This window comes from Cupriavidus sp. Met-2 (genome assembly GCF_049843575.1).
GTDB lineage: Bacteria > Pseudomonadota > Gammaproteobacteria > Burkholderiales > Burkholderiaceae > Cupriavidus > Cupriavidus metallidurans.
Map to the genome: position 1 here is coordinate 87,476 of NZ_JBBHZL010000007.1, position 16,500 is coordinate 103,975.

General features: G+C 67.2%; 16 protein-coding genes. 9 read left to right on the top strand and 7 right to left on the bottom strand.

Going from position 1 to position 16,500, the window contains the following annotated elements; translation table 11 throughout:
- The first annotated feature begins 28 nt into the window (after positions 1-28).
- The 4 genes from WD006_RS16505 (at position 29) to WD006_RS16520 (ending at position 4,101) form a co-directional block, all read left to right on the top strand.
- Positions 29-685 (top strand): phosphorylase, encoded by a 657-nt coding sequence (locus WD006_RS16505; RefSeq protein ID WP_029309387.1) that lies wholly within the window; start codon positions 29-31, stop codon positions 683-685.
- A 317-nt stretch (positions 686-1,002) separates the two neighbouring features.
- A complete protein-coding gene (locus tag WD006_RS16510; RefSeq protein WP_029309386.1) occupies positions 1,003-2,013 on the top strand; it encodes a Bug family tripartite tricarboxylate transporter substrate binding protein in 1,011 nt (336 codons plus the stop codon).
- A gap of 37 nt (positions 2,014-2,050) precedes the next feature.
- Positions 2,051-3,250 (top strand): CaiB/BaiF CoA transferase family protein, encoded by a 1,200-nt coding sequence (locus WD006_RS16515; RefSeq protein ID WP_008650915.1) that lies wholly within the window; start codon positions 2,051-2,053, stop codon positions 3,248-3,250.
- Positions 3,247-4,101 (top strand): citryl-CoA lyase, encoded by an 855-nt coding sequence (locus WD006_RS16520; protein ID WP_029309385.1) that lies wholly within the window; start codon positions 3,247-3,249, stop codon positions 4,099-4,101. Before WD006_RS16515 ends, WD006_RS16520 begins: the two co-directional genes overlap by 4 nt.
- Before the next feature lie 75 nt (positions 4,102-4,176).
- Here WD006_RS16520 and WD006_RS16525 read toward each other — a convergent pair whose 3' ends face one another.
- Together WD006_RS16525 and WD006_RS16530 are read right to left on the bottom strand one after the other, a co-directional pair.
- Entirely contained in the window at positions 4,177-5,406 is a 1,230-nt protein-coding gene (locus WD006_RS16525) for a GGDEF domain-containing protein (protein WP_029309384.1), read from the bottom strand.
- A 151-nt stretch (positions 5,407-5,557) separates the two neighbouring features.
- Positions 5,558-6,334, bottom strand: a complete 777-nt coding sequence (locus WD006_RS16530; protein ID WP_011518634.1) for an IclR family transcriptional regulator — start codon at positions 6,332-6,334, stop codon at positions 5,558-5,560.
- A gap of 202 nt (positions 6,335-6,536) precedes the next feature.
- On the opposite strand from WD006_RS16530, the gene WD006_RS16535 reads away from it, so the two are divergent.
- Positions 6,537-7,763 carry an MFS transporter gene (locus WD006_RS16535; RefSeq protein WP_011518633.1) on the top strand — a complete coding sequence of 409 codons (1,227 nt, stop codon included), beginning with the start codon at positions 6,537-6,539 and terminating at the stop codon, positions 7,761-7,763.
- Between the two features lie 33 nt (positions 7,764-7,796).
- On the opposite strand, the gene WD006_RS16540 is transcribed toward WD006_RS16535, so the two are convergent.
- The 5 genes from WD006_RS16540 to WD006_RS16560 form a co-directional block, all read right to left on the bottom strand.
- Positions 7,797-8,564, bottom strand: coding sequence for a class I SAM-dependent methyltransferase (locus tag WD006_RS16540; protein ID WP_011518632.1), 768 nt, complete (start codon positions 8,562-8,564; stop codon positions 7,797-7,799).
- Between the two features lie 84 nt (positions 8,565-8,648).
- Entirely contained in the window at positions 8,649-9,518 is an 870-nt protein-coding gene (locus WD006_RS16545; protein WP_029309383.1) for an ABC transporter permease, read from the bottom strand.
- Between the two features lie 47 nt (positions 9,519-9,565).
- Positions 9,566-10,405 (bottom strand): ABC transporter ATP-binding protein, encoded by an 840-nt coding sequence (locus tag WD006_RS16550; RefSeq protein ID WP_029309382.1) that lies wholly within the window; start codon positions 10,403-10,405, stop codon positions 9,566-9,568.
- 1 nt (position 10,406) lies between these two features.
- A complete protein-coding gene (locus tag WD006_RS16555; RefSeq protein WP_029309381.1) occupies positions 10,407-11,432 on the bottom strand; it encodes an ABC transporter substrate-binding protein in 1,026 nt (341 codons plus the stop codon).
- A 49-nt stretch (positions 11,433-11,481) separates the two neighbouring features.
- Positions 11,482-12,420, bottom strand: coding sequence for a TauD/TfdA dioxygenase family protein (locus WD006_RS16560; protein ID WP_029309380.1), 939 nt, complete (start codon positions 12,418-12,420; stop codon positions 11,482-11,484).
- A 180-nt stretch (positions 12,421-12,600) separates the two neighbouring features.
- Here WD006_RS16560 and WD006_RS16565 point away from each other — a divergent pair, with 180 nt between their 5' ends.
- From WD006_RS16565 to WD006_RS16580, 4 genes are all read left to right on the top strand, one after another.
- Positions 12,601-13,071 (top strand): hypothetical protein, encoded by a 471-nt coding sequence (locus WD006_RS16565; protein ID WP_011518626.1) that lies wholly within the window; start codon positions 12,601-12,603, stop codon positions 13,069-13,071.
- Positions 13,072-13,258: 187 nt separating this feature from the next.
- The gene (pdhA, locus tag WD006_RS16570) at positions 13,259-14,362 is read left to right on the top strand and encodes a pyruvate dehydrogenase (acetyl-transferring) E1 component subunit alpha (protein WP_029309379.1); all 1,104 of its coding nucleotides are present in this window, start codon (positions 13,259-13,261) and stop codon (positions 14,360-14,362) included.
- Positions 14,355-15,335 carry an alpha-ketoacid dehydrogenase subunit beta gene (locus WD006_RS16575; RefSeq protein WP_008650900.1) on the top strand — a complete coding sequence of 327 codons (981 nt, stop codon included), beginning with the start codon at positions 14,355-14,357 and terminating at the stop codon, positions 15,333-15,335. The genes pdhA and WD006_RS16575 overlap by 8 nt, the downstream gene beginning before the upstream one ends.
- Before the next feature lie 16 nt (positions 15,336-15,351).
- Positions 15,352-16,485: a dihydrolipoamide acetyltransferase family protein gene (locus WD006_RS16580; RefSeq protein WP_017515462.1), complete on the top strand. Its 1,134-nt coding sequence runs from the start codon at positions 15,352-15,354 to the stop codon at positions 16,483-16,485.
- Positions 16,486-16,500 lie beyond the last annotated feature (15 nt).

The following is a 16,500-nucleotide window of genomic DNA, read 5'->3' on the forward strand; positions in this document are numbered from 1 at the left end:
AGTCGTGGCGGTACTGGCAGTCAGCGGGATGGATTTCGAGGCGCGCATCGCGTCGGGACCGGGCGTGGAAACGCTCTACGGGCATCGCGATGCGGCATTGGCGCGTGTGCTTGACGCCCGGCTGGCCCAGCTGGCGCAAGGCTGCGACGGCGTCATCAGCTTCGGCGTAGCCGGCGGGCTCGATCCCACGCTGCCGCCGGGCACCGTGATCGTCGCCACCGCCGTGCGGGCGGGCGACACGTCCTACTCGACCGACCCGTACTGGACAGCGGCGCTTCGCCGCGCCCTGCCTCAGGCCGTGTGTGGCCTGCTGGCTGGCTCCGATACCCCGGTCACCACGGTGACCGACAAGACCGCGCTGCACGAATCCCACGGCGCCTTGGCCGTGGACATGGAATCCCACATCGCCGCACTGGCCGCCCAGACCCACCATATTCCGTTCGCCGCGCTGCGCGTGGTGATCGACCCTGCCGACCGTCCCGTGCCCCCGCTAGCCGTGGCCGGCATGGCGGCCGATGGCAGCACCGACATCGGCGCAATCATCTTCGGCCTGCTCAAGGCTCCGCATCAACTTGGCGGCCTGCTGCGGCTGGGGCGCGATGCTTCAGCGGCAAAGTCCGCGCTATCTGCCGCCCGACACGCTGTCGGCGCTGGCTTCGCATTGACCGCACTCGCGGCGGCCTGACGCCGCCCTCCCGTCTTTTCGCCCTCCCCCTTCCCCTCTCGCGCCATCGCGGGTGAGGGGAGCACACCCACGCCCATCAAAACACCCGCTGTTTTTTTCCCATCTCCCGCAGCGCCAGAGCGGGCCGGGGAGACGGCAAGCCGTTCAAATTCCCATCCAGGTCAGGATCACACCCGCGCGCTGCGGCCTGACATCCCGCCACCGCCTGTCATCCACCATGACTTGACAGTCCGTCGCCCCCCTCCTATCCTCCGTTTCATTCCTTTCTTAAGATCGATGTTCTGTTCTATAGAACATTAGAAATCGGAGACCTCAGCATGAACAAGATCCACCCGACCCGCCCGGCCTCCTCGCGACGCCGCACCCTCGTGCACGGCCTGATCGCCATGGCGGCCATCGCCGCCCTGCCGGGTGCGTCCGCGTTTGCCGCCGATGCCTATCCGGCTCAGCCGATCCGCCTGGTCGTGCCGTTCCCGCCGGCAGGCGGCACCGACGTGCTATCGCGTCTGGTCTTCAACAAGATTGGCACCGCCACGCACTGGACGGTGGTGGTGGAAAACCGCGCCGGCGCCGGCGGCAACATCGGCCTCGACGCCGTGGCCAAGGCACGCCCGGATGGCTACACGATCGGCATGGGCCAGACCGCCAACCTCGCCATCAACCCGACGCTCTACCCGAAGATGCCGTACAACGCGGTCACGGATTTCACGCCCGTGGCCCTGGTGGCCGCGCAGCCCGTGGTGCTGATCGTGCGACAGGACTCGCCCTACAAGACGCTGGCTGACCTCGTGGCCGCGGCCAAGACCAAGCAACTGTCGATGGCGTCAGCGGGCACCGGCACCGTGGGCCACCTGACCGGCGAGATGTTCCAGCGCCGTGCCGGCTTCAAGGCGCTGCATGTGCCATACAAGGGCGCATCGCCCGCGCTGACCGACCTGATGGGCGGCCAGACCGACTTCTACTTCGCCACGCCGCCGATCGCCATGCCGATGCTCAAGGCTGGCAAGCTGCGCGCGCTAGGCGTGACGTCGGTCAAGCGCGTGGCGCTGCTGCCGAATGTGCCCACCGTCGCGGAGCAGGGCTACGCGGGCTTCCAGGCCGAGGACTGGAAGGCACTGGTGGCACCCGCCGGCACACCGGCCGACGTGATCGCCCGCCTGAACGCGGAAGTGAACAAGGCGCTCAAGGATGCGGATACGATCGCCAGACTGCGTGACGAAGGTAGCGAACCGCGCGGCGGCTCCGCGGCGGACCTCGCCACGTTCATCAAGAGCGAGCACACGCGCTGGGGCACGATCGTGCGAGACTCCGGCGCTCGCGTTGAATAAGACCAACAACATGCCTGGCCGGACCCACATACCCCTCATGCAAAAGCCGCTTCGCAATATCCGCGTGCTCGACCTCACCAACGTGCTGGCCGGGCCCTTCTGCTGCCACCAGCTCGCCCACATGGGGGCTGAGGTGATCAAGGTGGAAACGCCCGGCACGGGCGACCTCGCACGTCAGCTTGGCGCCGATGCCGAGCTGAACCGCAAGCTGATGGGCGTCTCGTTCCTGGCGCAGAACCCCGGCAAGCGCTCGATCACGATCAACCTCAAGCACGCGCGCGGCAAGGAAGTCTTCCGCAAGCTGGTGCAGAGCGCCGACGTCGTTGTCGAGAACTTCCGCCCCGGCGTGATGACGCGCCTGGGCCTGGGCTACGACGAACTCAAGCTGGTGAACCCGCGCCTGATCTACTGCGCGATCTCCGGATTCGGCCAGGATGGGCCGCTCTCCGACCTGCCGGCCTATGACCAGATCATCCAGGGCATGGCAGGCGTGATGAGCATCACCGGCGACCCGCAGACCGCGCCGTATCGCGTCGGTTATCCCGTCTCCGACACCATCGGCGGCATGACCGCGGCCTTTTCCATCGCCGCCTCGCTGGCCGATACCGAACGCACGGAAGGCTACTTCCTCGACGTATCGATGCTGGAAGCCACGCTGGTCACGATGGGCTGGGTGGTTTCCAACCATCTGGTGGCGGGCAAGGACCCTGCCCCGATGGGCAACGAGAACATGACAGCGAGCCCGTCTGGCACGTTCCGCACTGGCGACGGCCCGCTCAATATCGCGGCCAACAAGCAGGAGCAGTTCGAAGCGGTGTGCCGCGTGGTGGGCCGCCCCGAGCTCGCGACCGACCCGCGCTTTGCCGAGCGCCAGTCGCGCCTGGCGAACCGCGCGGCGCTGACCGCCGAACTGGAAGCGGAACTGGCGAAGAAGTCCGCCACCGACTGGTGGCAACTGCTCAATGAGGCTGGCGTGCCGGCCGGGCCGGTGCTGAAGGTGCCGGACACGCTCGCACTTCCGCAGGTGCGCGACCGCGGCATGATCGGCGCGTTCGAAAACGTGCCTGGCGTGGGTCGCGACATCCGCCTGCTGCGCACCGGTTTCAAGGTCAACGGGCAGGCCCCGTCCGTGGACACGCCTCCGCCGCAACTTGGCGAGCATACCGACGACATCCTCGGCGAACTCGGCTATGACGCCGCCGCCATCGACACCCTCAAACAGGAGCGCGCGCTATGAGCGCCACGAACGAAACGATCGACGCCGGCCAGCAGGCTTCGCAGGACTGGTGGCGCACCGAGATCATTGACATGAAGCCGGGCGAGATCCGCTATCGCGGCTACCCGATCGAGCAGTTGATCGGCAATGTGTCGTTCGCGCAGATGATCTGGCTGATGCTGCGCGGCGAGCTGCCGGGCAAGCGCGAAGGCGAACTGCTCGACGCGGCGCTGATGGCCGCCGTCGACCACGGCCCGCAGGCACCCAGCATCGCCATCGCCCGCATGGCCGCCACCTGCGGCGTGGGGCTGAACAATGCGATGGCCTCGGCGGTCAACGTGCTGGGCGATGTGCACGGCGGCGCCGGCGAGCAGGCGGTGGAACTCTATCAGGACATCGCGCGCCGCTTCGACGCCGGCACGCCGTTCGATGATGCCGTGGCCGCTGGCCTGGCCCACTATCGCGACCTGCACGGCAAGTTCGTCTCGGGCTTCGGCCATCGCTTCCATCCGCTCGACCCGCGCGCGCCGCGCCTGCTGGCGTTGGTGGATCAGGCTGCCGACGATGGCGTGGTGTCCGGCCGTTACGCGGCGATTGCCCGCGCGGTGGAAAAGGCGCTCGGCGCGGGACGCGACAAGCCGATCCCGATGAACATCGACGGCGCGACCGCTGTCATCTACGCGGAACTCGGCTTTCCGGCGCCGCTGGCACGCGGGCTATTCTGCCTGTCGCGCTCGGTGGGCATCCTGTCTCATGCGTGGGAGCAAACCCAGCAGGGCGGCCGCAACAAGGGGCCGATTCCGCGCCAGTTCATCTGGTCGTACGACGGGCAGCCGCAACGGGATGTGCCGGTGGATGGCGGGGCGGTATAAGGACGGCATAAGGACGGCTTAAGAGCGACATAAGGGCGGCCCAGGTATCCACCGGGCCCGCCTGGGTATCCGCCGTCAAACAATCATCTGCGGCTCGGTCACCGATTGCAGCGCGTCGCCGACCGGTGTCTCTTCGATCATGCTGGACGCCAGCATGAACTGGTCGCGGCCGCGCTGCTTGGCCTGATAGAGCGCGCGGTCCGCCGTGGCGAACAGGCTGCGCCACAGGCCCTCACGGCTCGAGGGCCCGCCGCGCAGCTCGGCCACGCCGATGCTGACGCTGGCATGACCGCCCGCGCCGGGCAGTTCGATCGCCCTCACCTTCCGCAGAATACGATTGGCCAGCGCAGTGGCCTGGTGCTCGTCCGTATGCGGACAGAGGATGCAAAACTCCTCGCCACCGTAGCGCGCGGCAATATCCGACGCGCGCCGCGAATTGTCTAGCGCCGTCGCGATTTCACGCAGCACGTTGTCACCGGCATGGTGGCCGTGCGTGTCGTTGACCAGCTTGAAATAGTCGACGTCGATCACGAGGCACGACAGCGCCTCGCCGTTGCGCTGCCAGCGCGCGATCATGCTGATGGCCAGCATGTCGAGCGCGCCGCGATTGAGCAGCCCGGTCAGCGCATCGGTACGCGCGCCGCTCTCGTTGCGCGCGATGATCTGCTCCATCGACATCAGGCAGAAACCGAACAGGCCCAGCAACACGGCCACCAGCGGCGCCAGCGGCCAGACCGAGCCTTCGGGCTGCAGGAAGAAAGGCGTGACCTCGAAACCCTTGAATGTCGCCCCGTAGCTCAGCGCCGCCACCTGCGAGATCAGCAGCACCAGGTGGGAGGCCAGCACCAGCGGGCTGCCGATGCTCCTGCGGCCGCGCGCGCTGCGCAGCATGGTGATGACAGTGAAAAACGAGATCAGGGCCAGCAAGCCGTACGCGAGGCCATGCACGAGCCTGCTGCCATCGGGCAGGCCGGTCAGCAGCATCAGCAGCACCAGCGTCACGAAGCCGACACCGTGCAGCAGCGCCGCGTGTTCGGACATGCCGTAGTAGACGCGCACACCCCGGTAGATCGTCAGGCGGCCAAACACATAGGCACCGGCGCCGAGCGCGCCGAGTTCCGCCGATCCGGCGCTTGCGCTGGCCGCGATGACCAGCCCCGCGCCCGAGGCGATCACATGCCCGACGGCCCACAGGCGGCCAGCCTCATTGGCGCGCAGCGCGAGCACCAGCCCCGCCGCCATGACGAGCGTGCTGGAGAAAACCACCATCATCACGACCAGGATGGTCTGCTGGGCCAGGTGCACGGGAGTCGAATCCTCTAAAGCTACCGGGGGCGGCTGCCGCTTGTCGAGGTTTACCCTTGACGGGTAGCCCCTGTTGCTATCGTCGGCACGAAAGCACGCATCTTATCCCGCGCGGGTCACCGAGCGGCACCCCCGACAAGCCGGGGGATGCTCAGTCGTCCTGCGGGGCAGTTGCCGCCGAGGATGAGGGTCCGGCGGCTTCGACGACCTCCGGGAAAATCCCGCCAAGCGCCTGCGTCAGCCGCCGCGCGGCATCGAGTACCTGTTCGCGGAACGATTCGGAGAAGCGCGGCGTCGGGCAGGTCAGCGTCAAGGCGCCCTTCAATTCCCCACCGGGCCCGAACACCGGCGACGACACGCCCGCGATGTCGGGGCTGCGGTCGCCCACCAGCGCGATTACGCCTTCGTCACGGATACGCTGATAAATCTCTCCGCGCGCGCCGGCGAAAGCGCGCAGCACACGGCCGCCGGCGCCGCGATTGAGCGGCAGCAGATCGCCGGCACGAATGTGGTCGCGCACCGGCTGCGGGGAGTCCACGCGATAAAGGCAGAGCCGGTGTTCCCCCTGCTGGATGTGGAACGCGGCCGATTCGCGCGTGGTGCGCACCAGTTCGCGCAACGCCGGCAACACGACCTGCTCGAGCGAGAACGACGCCGCGTAGACCGCATTAAGCCGTGCGATCTCGGGGCCGAGCCCATAGCGTCCATCCGTATGACGCTGGATCAGCCGCGCGTGCTCCAGCGACGCCAGCAGCCGCAGCAGCGTGCTCTTGTACAGGCCGCTGCGTTGCGCGAGTTCGGCCAGACCCAACGTCCCGTCGCCTTCCCGGAAAGCCGACAGCACGAACAACGCCCGATCCACGGCGACGGCACCACCTTCAGCGGCGTGCTTGTCGGCTTCGGAGAGTTGGGCGGCTTTGCGGGGCATGGAGAAAGCGTCGAGGACGTGGCATGGAACGGGCGTCCACGGTATAGAACGGCAAAATCAATGTCAATCTGCACGCCAACACGCCGCACGGACCGCGCCCATTCCCGGTATGATTGCCGCTCCCGGGTTTTCCCTATGTTGTCGTACCTGATACACGACCCGGACCCGGCCTGTATCCCCGTCCAATCGCGCCCCGCACCGAATGACCACCCCGCTTTCCCCCGAGGCCACGCCACCGCATGGCGATCTCGCCTCCGGTAATGTGACTCGCCGCATACTTGGCATCGTTGTCTTCAACTTCATCGCATATCTCAGCGTCGGCCTGCCGATCGCCGTGGTGCCCGGCTTCGTGCATGGCGACCTTGGCTATAGCGCGGTACTGGCGGGTCTGGCGGTCAGCATCCAGTATCTGGCCACGCTGCTGAGCCGCCCGTGGGCCGGCAGCCTGTGCGACATGAAAGGGCCGAAGCGCTCGGTGCTGACGGGCCTGCTGCTGTGCGCGGGCAGCGGCTTGCTGATGCTGGTCGCCGCGCAGTTCGCGGGCAACGACTGGCTCGCGCTGGGCTGGCTGCTGTCGAGCCGCCTGATGCTGGGCGCGGGCGAGAGCCTGGTGACCACCGGCACCATCGCCTGGGGCATCGGCAGCGTGGGCGCGCGCCATACGGCAAAAGTGATTTCCTGGAATGGCGTCACCACCTACGGCGCGCTGGCGGTGGGCGCGCCCGTGGGCGTGCTGCTGGCCGGCCACGGTGGCCTGACCGCGATCGGCATCGTGACGTCAGTCATCGCCGGCGCCTCGTGGCTGCTGGCGCGCCGCCAAGCCGCCGTGCCAATCCTCAAGGGCGAGCGGTTGCCCTTCCGTAGCGTATTCCGCGCGATGTCACCGTTCGGCCTGTGCCTCGGGCTTGGCTCGGTCGGCTTTGGCGCGATCACGGCCTTCATCACGCTCTACTACGCGGGGCATGGCTGGGATCATGCCGCGCTGGCGCTGACCGCGCTCGGCACCTGCTTCGTCCTGACGCGGCTGATCATGGCCGACAGCATCACGCGCTTCGGCGGTTATCCGGTGGCGCTGGTGTCGTTCGCGGTGGAGGCAGCGGGTCTGGCGATGCTGTGGCTGGCCCAGGCGCCGTGGCAGGCGCTAGCTGGCGCAGCCGTGGTTGGCTTCGGTTTCTCGCTGGTCTTTCCGTCGCTCGGCATCGAAGCCGTCAAGCGCGTGCCAGCCACCAATCGCGGCTCCGCGCTGGGCGCCTACGCGCTGTTCTTCGATTTCTCGCTCGGGCTGACCGGCCCCGTCGCCGGCCTGATCACGAAGCACGCCGGCTATCCGGCCGTGTACCTGTTCGCCGCGTTGGCGGCAGTGCTGGCGCTGGTGCTCAGCCAGGTCCTGGCTGCGCGCTATCGCGACCGGCTGGCGCCGGCCACCTGATGCTCATCTGACGGTCATCTGACCGCCACCCGATCAGAGCCGTTCGCAGCAGTACGCTTCGGTGCTGTACGGGAACGACACCACGTCGTGCCCCTGCAGCGCCGGGTCGGTGGCAATGACCTCGCGCAACCGGGCGCGCACGGCGTCCTGCTGGTCCTGCGGCAGCGACGCGATAAAGCTGACCGACATCACGCGATCGACGATCACCTGTTCCGGCGCGCCGCTGTGGGTGTACGCAAAGCGTGTCAGACCGAGCGGTCCCATGCCATCGGCCGGGAAGACCTTCTTCCAGTCCCCCTTGTAGAAGCGCGGCGCATCGCCCTCGAACGGCGTCATGATCTCGGTCAGCCTGGCGACCCAGCCCACCGACTCGTCGCGGACATTCCACACCAGCCCGAGCTTGCCGCCGGGCTTCAGCACGCGGCGGATTTCCTGCACGGCAGCAGTGTTGGCAAACCAGTGGAACGCCTGGGCGCAGACCACCGCGTCGACGCTGCCGTCGGGCAGCGGAATCGACTCGGCGCTACCCGCCAGCGCCTGCACGTCCGGCAGTTTCGACGACAGTTGCGCGCGCATGGCATCGACCGGTTCCACGGCAATCACCGTGGCGCCGGTCTGCGCCAGCAGGCGCGTGAACTTGCCGGTGCCCGCGCCGAGGTCGACAACGCTCTTGCCGGGTGCCACGCCAAGCGTGTCGCGCAGCCAGCCGGAAAGCTCGGCGGGATATTCGGGACGCCCACGGGCGTAGGTATCGGCCTGGGCAGAAAAGCCCTGGGCGGCAGCATGATGGATCGCGGTCATGAGCGCGTACGTTACTCCGCTCGCATGACAACGGCAAGACCTGCCTGCCAGTGCTACTGCTACTGCGGCCTGCGAGTGCGGCTACTAGTGCTGCTGCCCCCAGCGCCGGACGGTAACGCGCTCCAGTGTGGCGAATACCAGCCCTTCCACGGCCAGCCCGATCAGGATCACCGTGGCCAGCCCCGCGAACACGCGGTCGGTATAGAGCTCGTTGCGGTTCTGGAAGATGTACCAGCCCAGGCCGCCCTTGCCCGACGAAGCGCCGAAGACAAGCTCGGCCGCGATCAGCGTGCGCCAGGCGAAGGCCCAGCCGATCTTCAGCCCGGAAAGGATGGCCGGCAACGCTGCGGGCACCAGGATCAGCACCACGAAGCGCAGCCCACGCAGGCCATAGTTACGCCCCGCCATGCGCAGCGTTTCCGGCACGCCGCAAAACCCGGCATACGTATTCAGCGCGAGCGGCCACAGCACCGAGTGCACCAGCACGAAGATCAGGCTCTTGCTGCCAAGCCCGAACCACAGCAGGGCCAGCGGCAGCAGCGCGATGGCCGGCAGGGGATTGAACATCGCCGTCAGCGTGTCGAGCAGATCGCGCCCGATACGCGTCGACGCAGCCAGCGTGGTGAGCGCGAAGGCCAGTACGATGCCGGCCGCATAGCCCTGTAGCAGCACCGTCAACGACACCGCCGCCTTGCCCGGCAGTTCGCCACTGGCGACGCCTTCGCCGAACGCCCGCACTGTGGCCAGGAACGTCGGCAGCAGCAGGTCGTTGTCCTGGACGCGGGCGATGATTTCCCACAGTGTGGCCAGCACCACCAGGATCAGGGCCTTGCGCAACCAGCCTTGCTGCCACAGTTGCCGGTACCACGGCAACGGCAGCGACAACGGCACGGCCGTGAAGGGAGCCAGCACATGCTCGTACTCGGGGCGAACCGGGGGATTGGCGGTACTCATCGCTTGCATCTCGAATCGAAGGGCGGGAATTGGGGGTATCTGGGGATTCAGGCGTGAACGATGCGGCTCGACGCATCCTCCACGGTGGCGGGTTCGCCGAACAGCATCCGGTGGATGCGGTGCGCGGCCGTCTGGAATTCCGCGCTGCCCTGGCTGGCCAGCGTGAACTGATGACTGTTGAGTTCCGCGCGCACCCGCCCCGGATGCGGCGACAGCAGCAGAATGCGGCTGCCGACCACCAATGCTTCCTCGATCGAATGGGTCACGAACAGCAGCGTGAAGGCCGCGTCGTCCCACAGCGCGAGCAATTCCTCCTGCATCCGGCGGCGCGTCAGCGCGTCGAGCGCGGCGAACGGCTCGTCCATCAGCAGCACTTTCGGCCGCATGGCCAGCGCTCGCGCAATCGCCACCCGCTGCTTCATGCCGCCCGACAGCGTGTGTGGATAGGCATCGGCAAAGGCCGCGAGCCCCACCTTGTCCAGGAAATGCAGCGCCACGTCGTTGGCCTCGGCCTTTGACATGCCACGCGCCTGCCGCAGCGGGAACATCACGTTCTGTCGCACCGTCTTCCACGGCGGCAACTGGTCGAATTCCTGGAACACGACGATGCGGTCCGGCCCCGGCTTTTGCACCCGTTGCCCGTCGAGCCGGATCTCGCCTTCGGCCGGCGGCACGAAGCCCGCAACCGCCTTGAGCAGCGTCGACTTGCCGCAACCCGAAGGCCCCAGCAGCACGAACCGGTCCGTGGCGTGGACGTCGAAGCTCACGCGATGCGTGGCGCGCACCACGCGCTGCGCGGTGCGGTACTCCAGCGATACGCCATCCACCTGCAGCAGCGGTTCGTGACTGGCGACCACACGCAGGTGCGCGCTATTGCCTTCGGCCATGTCAGCTCCCTTCGGCGGTTGCCGGGTCCTGGAAGAAATAGTCCTGCCACGACTTCGGCTGATGCTTGATCGCACCCACGCGATACATGAAGTCCGCCAGCGCGAACGTATTCTGCGGCGTCACCTTGAACTGCACCTGCGGGTTCTTCAGGATCTTCACCAGCAGCGCGCGGTCGATCTTCGCCTTGTTCACGCGGATATACAGATCGGCGGCAGCTTCCGGGTTCTTCGTTGCGAACTGGGCGGCTTCGGCCAGCGCATCGACGAACGCGCGATAGGTTTTCGGGTTCTCGCTGCGGAATTTCTCGGTCGCGTAGAGCACCGTGGCGGAGCTGGGCCCGCCGAGCACATCGTAGGAATTGAGCACGACGCGTGCGTTCGGATTCCCCGCCAGTTCCTGCTCCTGGAACGGCGGGTTGCCGAAGTGCCCAGTGATCTCGGTGCCGCCTGCAATGATCGCCGCCGCAGCATCGGGATGCGGCACCGCCACGGTCCATTTGTCGAGCCGGTTGAATTCCTTGTCACCCCACTGCTTGGCAGCGGCATATTGCAGCACGCGCGACTGCACCGAGACCGTCACCGCCGGCAACGCGATGCGGTCCTTCTCGGTGAAATCCGCAATCGTCTTGATCTTGGGATTGTTGCTGACCAGGTAATACGGGAAGTTGCCAAGCGACGCCACGCCCTTCACGTTCTGCTTGCCCTGGGTGCGGTCCCACAGCGTCAGCAGCGGGCCGACACCGGCCCCTGCGATGTCGATCGCGCCGGAGAGCAAGGCATCGTTGACCGCCGCGCCACCGGAAAGCTGCGTCCATTCGACCTTGACGTCGATACCCTGCTGCTTGCCGTGTTTCTCGATCAGTTGCTGGTCACGTGCGACGTTGAGCAGCAGATAGACCACGCCGAACTGCTCGGCAATGCGCAGGCGGCCTTCGGCGTGCGCATTGCCAGTCAAGGCGAGGCCCGCTGTCAGCATGGCAACGGCGGCGCGACGGGTCAGGGTGGAAGCGGACGAAAACAGCGACATGCAATGGACTCCTGAAAAATGGGGCCGGAGTGAAAAAACGAGAATCGAATCAGAACGGCTGATCGCCTTCGATCGTGGTGCGATACATCACGCGCCGCAGTTGATCGGGCGTGCCGGCGGCCAGATGCAGCAGCGACCGGTTGTCCCAGAACACGAGGTCGTGCTCGCGCCACTGATGGCGGTACACGTGCTCGGGCTTCACGCTGTGCGCAAACAATTCATCGAGGATCGCGCGGCTTTCGGCATCAGGCAGGCCGACGATGCGCGTGGTGAAATGCTCGCTGACGAACAGCGCGCGACGCCCGGTCTCCGGATGCGTGCGGACCACCGGATGCACCACGGGCTTGACCTGCGCGATCTGCTCCGGCGTCAGGTTCGGACGCCACGGGCTGCGCGCCTGCAACTCCGCGTACCGCGCCAGATACGTGTGCTCGGCGGTGAGATCCGCCACCTTGCGCTGCAGCGCTTCCGGCAGGTTCTCCCATGCGGCGTGCATATTGGCGAAAAGCGTGTCGCCGCCTTCGGCGGGCAACTCCCGTGCGTGCAACAGGGAACCAAGACTCGGTGTCTCCTTGTACGAGAGATCCGAATGCCAGAAGTGGCCGGCATCCCCCAGCCCGATCGGCTTGCCGTTCTCGATCACGTTCGAGACGATCAGCACTTCGGGATAGCCCTGCAACTGGAACTGGTTCAGCACGTGAATCTGCAGCGGCCCGAAGCGGCGGCTGAAGGCGATCTGTTGTGCCGGCGTGATGCGCTGGTCGCGGAACACCAGCACGTGATGATCGAGATGCGCCTGATGGATGCGCTGGAAATCACCATGCGACAGCGGCCGCCCCAGATCGACCCCGATGACTTCCGCACCCAGTGCGGCGCCCAGCGGGCGGATCTCGAAATCCTGAAGGGATCTGGTGGAAGACTCGGTGGCGAGGTTGGCGGAGGTATCGACGGAGGTATCGACGGTGGCGTCGGCAGTGGCAATCGTCATGGCAGGTCTTTGCTCTGGGGGAAGCACAAGCCTTGCACTGTAGGGAAGCCGCACCGGCCGGACAACGAATCAAATCGCGCGCGATTATGCGGATTCCTTATATCGCGTTGGCGCGCCCGCGGCCTCGCGCCTAAACTTGCTGGAATGACTGGAACAACACCAGGCGCGCGGGAGGCCCGTATGCAAGATGCAATACGTTCCATGCTGTCTCTGTCGATGGCGACAGCCTTCATGGTCTTGACCGGATGCGGAGGCAGCGACAAGCCCAAGGCAGCGGCGCCCGCCACGTCCGGCAGCAATCCGGTTTCCGCCGCATCCAATGCCGCATCCGTCGCCGCATCCAATGCCGGGGCCGGGGCCGTCGCTCAGCCGCCCATCCCGGGAGGCCAGCCAGCGGAGGCCGCGGCGCCCGGCCGGTTCCAGATCGTCGCCAGCGGCCAGACTCGCACCGGCCCGTTCCTGCTCGACACGCAGACGGGCCGGATCTGGCAGTTGAGGGAATTCGCCGGTCTTCAGGGCTCGCCCGTCGCGTGGCACGAGATGACGATCATCGACGACAAGGGCGGCATGGGCATTACGTCCACCCAGTTCCAGAAACTCTATCCACCACGTGGCGGCGTGCCGCCACACGCTGCGTACCGGCACCGCTAGCGCCCCGGCTGCACGTCCGCCGATGAAACCGCCCCACCCGCCCGCGCTGACAATGTGACGGCGGTGCGCCACCGCACGCCCGCAGCGCGATTCGGTGCCCTACACTCAAAGGCAGCAGCGTTCACAAGATGCTGCGCCGCACAGGACACCGCGAACCACAAGGGAGCAACCTCAAGGGGACAACCACATGGGCACTGTTGCGCGTTTTGAAATCGGCTTTACCCGCTACCTCTCCCCCGACGGCTCGCCAGAGCCCGACCTTCCCGACTTTGCCCGCGATCCGGCCACCCTGCTGCCGCTCTATCGCGCCATGGTGCTGACCCGGCAGTTCGATCTCAAGGCCATCGCGATGCAACGTACCGGCCAGATCGGCACGTTCGCGTCCGCGCTGGGCCAGGAAGCGATCGGCGTCGGCGTGGCCACGGCGATGCGCCGCGACGACGTGCTGGTGCCGTCGTACCGCGATCATGCCGCGCAGTTTGTGCGGGGCGTCACGATGACGGAGAGCCTGCTGTACTGGGGTGGCGACGAACGCGGCAGCGCGTTTGCCGCAGTGCCATATGACTTCGGCAACTGCGTGCCGATCGGCACCCAGGTTGGCCATGCGGCCGGCGTGGCCTACACGTTCAAGCTGCGCCAGGCACCGAACGTGGCGGTGTGCATCCTCGGCGACGGCGGCACCTCGAAGGGTGACTTCTACGAGGGGATGAACATGGCCGGCGCGTGGCACGTCCCGCTGGTCATCGTTATCAACAACAACCAGTGGGCCATCTCGATGCCGCGCGCCAAGCAGACGGCGGCGGCGACGCTGGCCCAGAAGGCGATCGCAGCGGGCATTCCGGGCGAACAGATCGACGGCAACGACGTGATTGCCGCGCGGCAGCGCGTTGGCGCGGCCATCGAACATGCGCGCCACGGCGGCGGGCCGACGTTGATCGAGGCGGTGAGCTACCGCCTGGGCGACCATACGACAGCCGATGATGCGTCGCGCTACCGGGACGAGGCATCGGTCAAGGAAGCCTGGCGCTGCGAGCCCATTATCCGGCTGCGAGACTACCTGGCCCGCCTCGGCGCCTGGGACGCCGCGCAGGAAGAGGCGCTGATCAAGGAATGCCAGCAGGCCGTCGGCGCGGCCGTGCAGGCCTATCTTGCGCTGCCGCATCCCGATGCATCGGCGATGTTCGATTGCCTGTATGAAACGCTGCCCGACGCCATGGCCGAACAACTCGACACCGCGCGGCAATACGACGCCTCTGGCAAGACCGATACCTCGGGAGCCCATCATGGCTGAACTGCATATGGTGGAAGCCGTCAACCTGGCCCTGGCCCATGCCCTCGCCAACGATCCCGACGTGGTGCTGCTGGGCGAGGACATCGGCGTGAACGGCGGCGTATTCCGCTCGACTGTGGGGCTGCAGTCGCGCTTCGGCGAGGCCCGCGTCATCGACACGCCGCTGGCCGAAGGCGCCATCGTCGGCGCGGCCATCGGCATGGCGGCGATGGGGCTCAAGCCCGTCGCGGAGATCCAGTTCGCCGGCTTCATCTATCCGGCGATCGACAACATCCTGAATCACGCGGGTCATATGCGGCACCGCACACGCGGCCGGATCACGTGCCCGATGGTTGTGCGCGCGCCGAGCGGCGCGGGCATCCACGCGCCCGAACACCATTCCGAAAGCCCGGAGGCCCTGTTCGCGCAGATGCCGGGCATCCGCGTGGTCATGCCTTCATCGCCGGCGCGCGCCTACGGGCTGCTGCTCGCGGCGATTCGCGACCCGGACCCGGTGATCTTCCTGGAGCCCACCCGCCTGTACCGGCTGTTCCGGCAGGAGGTCGCCGACGACGGCCAGGCGCTGCCCCTCGACGCCTGCTTCACGCTGCGCGAGGGCACAGACCTCACGCTGGTGAGCTGGGGCGCGATGTTGCGGGAAACGCTGGCCGCGGCCGATGTGCTGGCCGACGAAGGCGTTTCCGCGGCAGTGATCGACGTGGCCACGCTCAAGCCGCTGGACATGGAGACCATCCTGGAATCGGTTGCGCAGAGCGGCCGATGCGTGATCGTGCATGAAGCACCGCGCACCGCCGGCCTGGGCGCAGAGATTGCCGCCAACCTGGCCGACGCGGGACTCTATTCGCTGAGCGCCCCGGTGCAGCGCGTGACGGCGCCTGACACGGTGGTGCCGCTGGCGCGACTCGAACACAGCTACATGCCGTCGGTGGCGCGGATTGTCGACGCGGCGCGACGCGCGCTGGAAGCAGCCTAGCCAAGGAGACATAGCGATGCGGATCTTCAAGCTGCCCGACCTGGGCGAAGGCCTGCAGGAAGCGGAAATCGTCAACTGGCATGTGAAGCCTGGGGACACCATCGCGGCCGACCAGCCGCTGTTGTCGGTGGAAACAGCCAAGGCCATCGTCGAGATCCCCTCCCCGTTCGCCGGACAGGTTGCGAAACTCTTTGCGCAGCCCGGCGACATCGTCCACCTGGGCGCGCCGCTGGTTGGCTTCGAGGGCGCGGGGGCACCCGACGATGCCGGCACGGTGGTAGGCGCCGTGAAGGTCGGCACGCATGTGGTCAATGAAGGCGTCACGCGCGTAGGCGCCGCCGGCATTCCCGGCGGACACGGCATCAAGGCCACGCCGGCCGTGCGCGCGCTGGCGCGCAAGCTGTCGGTCGACCTGTCGATGGTCACCCCATCCGGCCACGATGGCGTGATCACGGCCACCGATGTGCAGCGCGTGGCCACCACCCTGGCGGACGTCGGCGCGCCGGACGTGCTGCGCGGTGTGCGCCGCGCAATGGCGCAGAACATGGCGCGCGCGCAGAGCGAAGTGGCCGCGGCCACGGTCATGGACGATGCGGACCTGCATGCGTGGCAGGCGACCGGCGCATCGGTGACCGGTCAGGACATCACGATCCGCCTGGTGCGCGCGCTGGTGGCCGGCGTGCGCGCGGAACCGGCGCTCAACGCGTGGTACGAAGGCAGGACCGGCAGACGCCACCTGCTCGAGCGGATCGACGTGGGCATTGCGGCGGACCTGCCGGAGGGGTTGTTCGTGCCGGTGCTGCGCAACGTCGGCAAACGCGATGCCGCCGACCTGCGTGCCGGGCTGGACCGAATGCGCGCCGACGTGGTCGCACGCACCATCGCGCCGGAGGAGATGCGCGGCAATACCATCACCCTGTCGAACTTCGGCATGATCGCGGGCCGCTACGCGGCGCCCATCGTGGTGCCGCCAACGGTTGCCATCCTCGGCGCGGGGCGCGTGCGCGACGAAGTGGTGGCATCCGGCGGCGTGCCTGCCGTGCACCGGGTCATGCCACTGTCGCTGACATTCGATCACCGCGTGGTCACGGGCGGCGAGGCGGCCCGGTTCCTGCGCGCGGTCATCGAGGATCTGGAACGGCCCGAGTAGCACGACAGGAGTGAT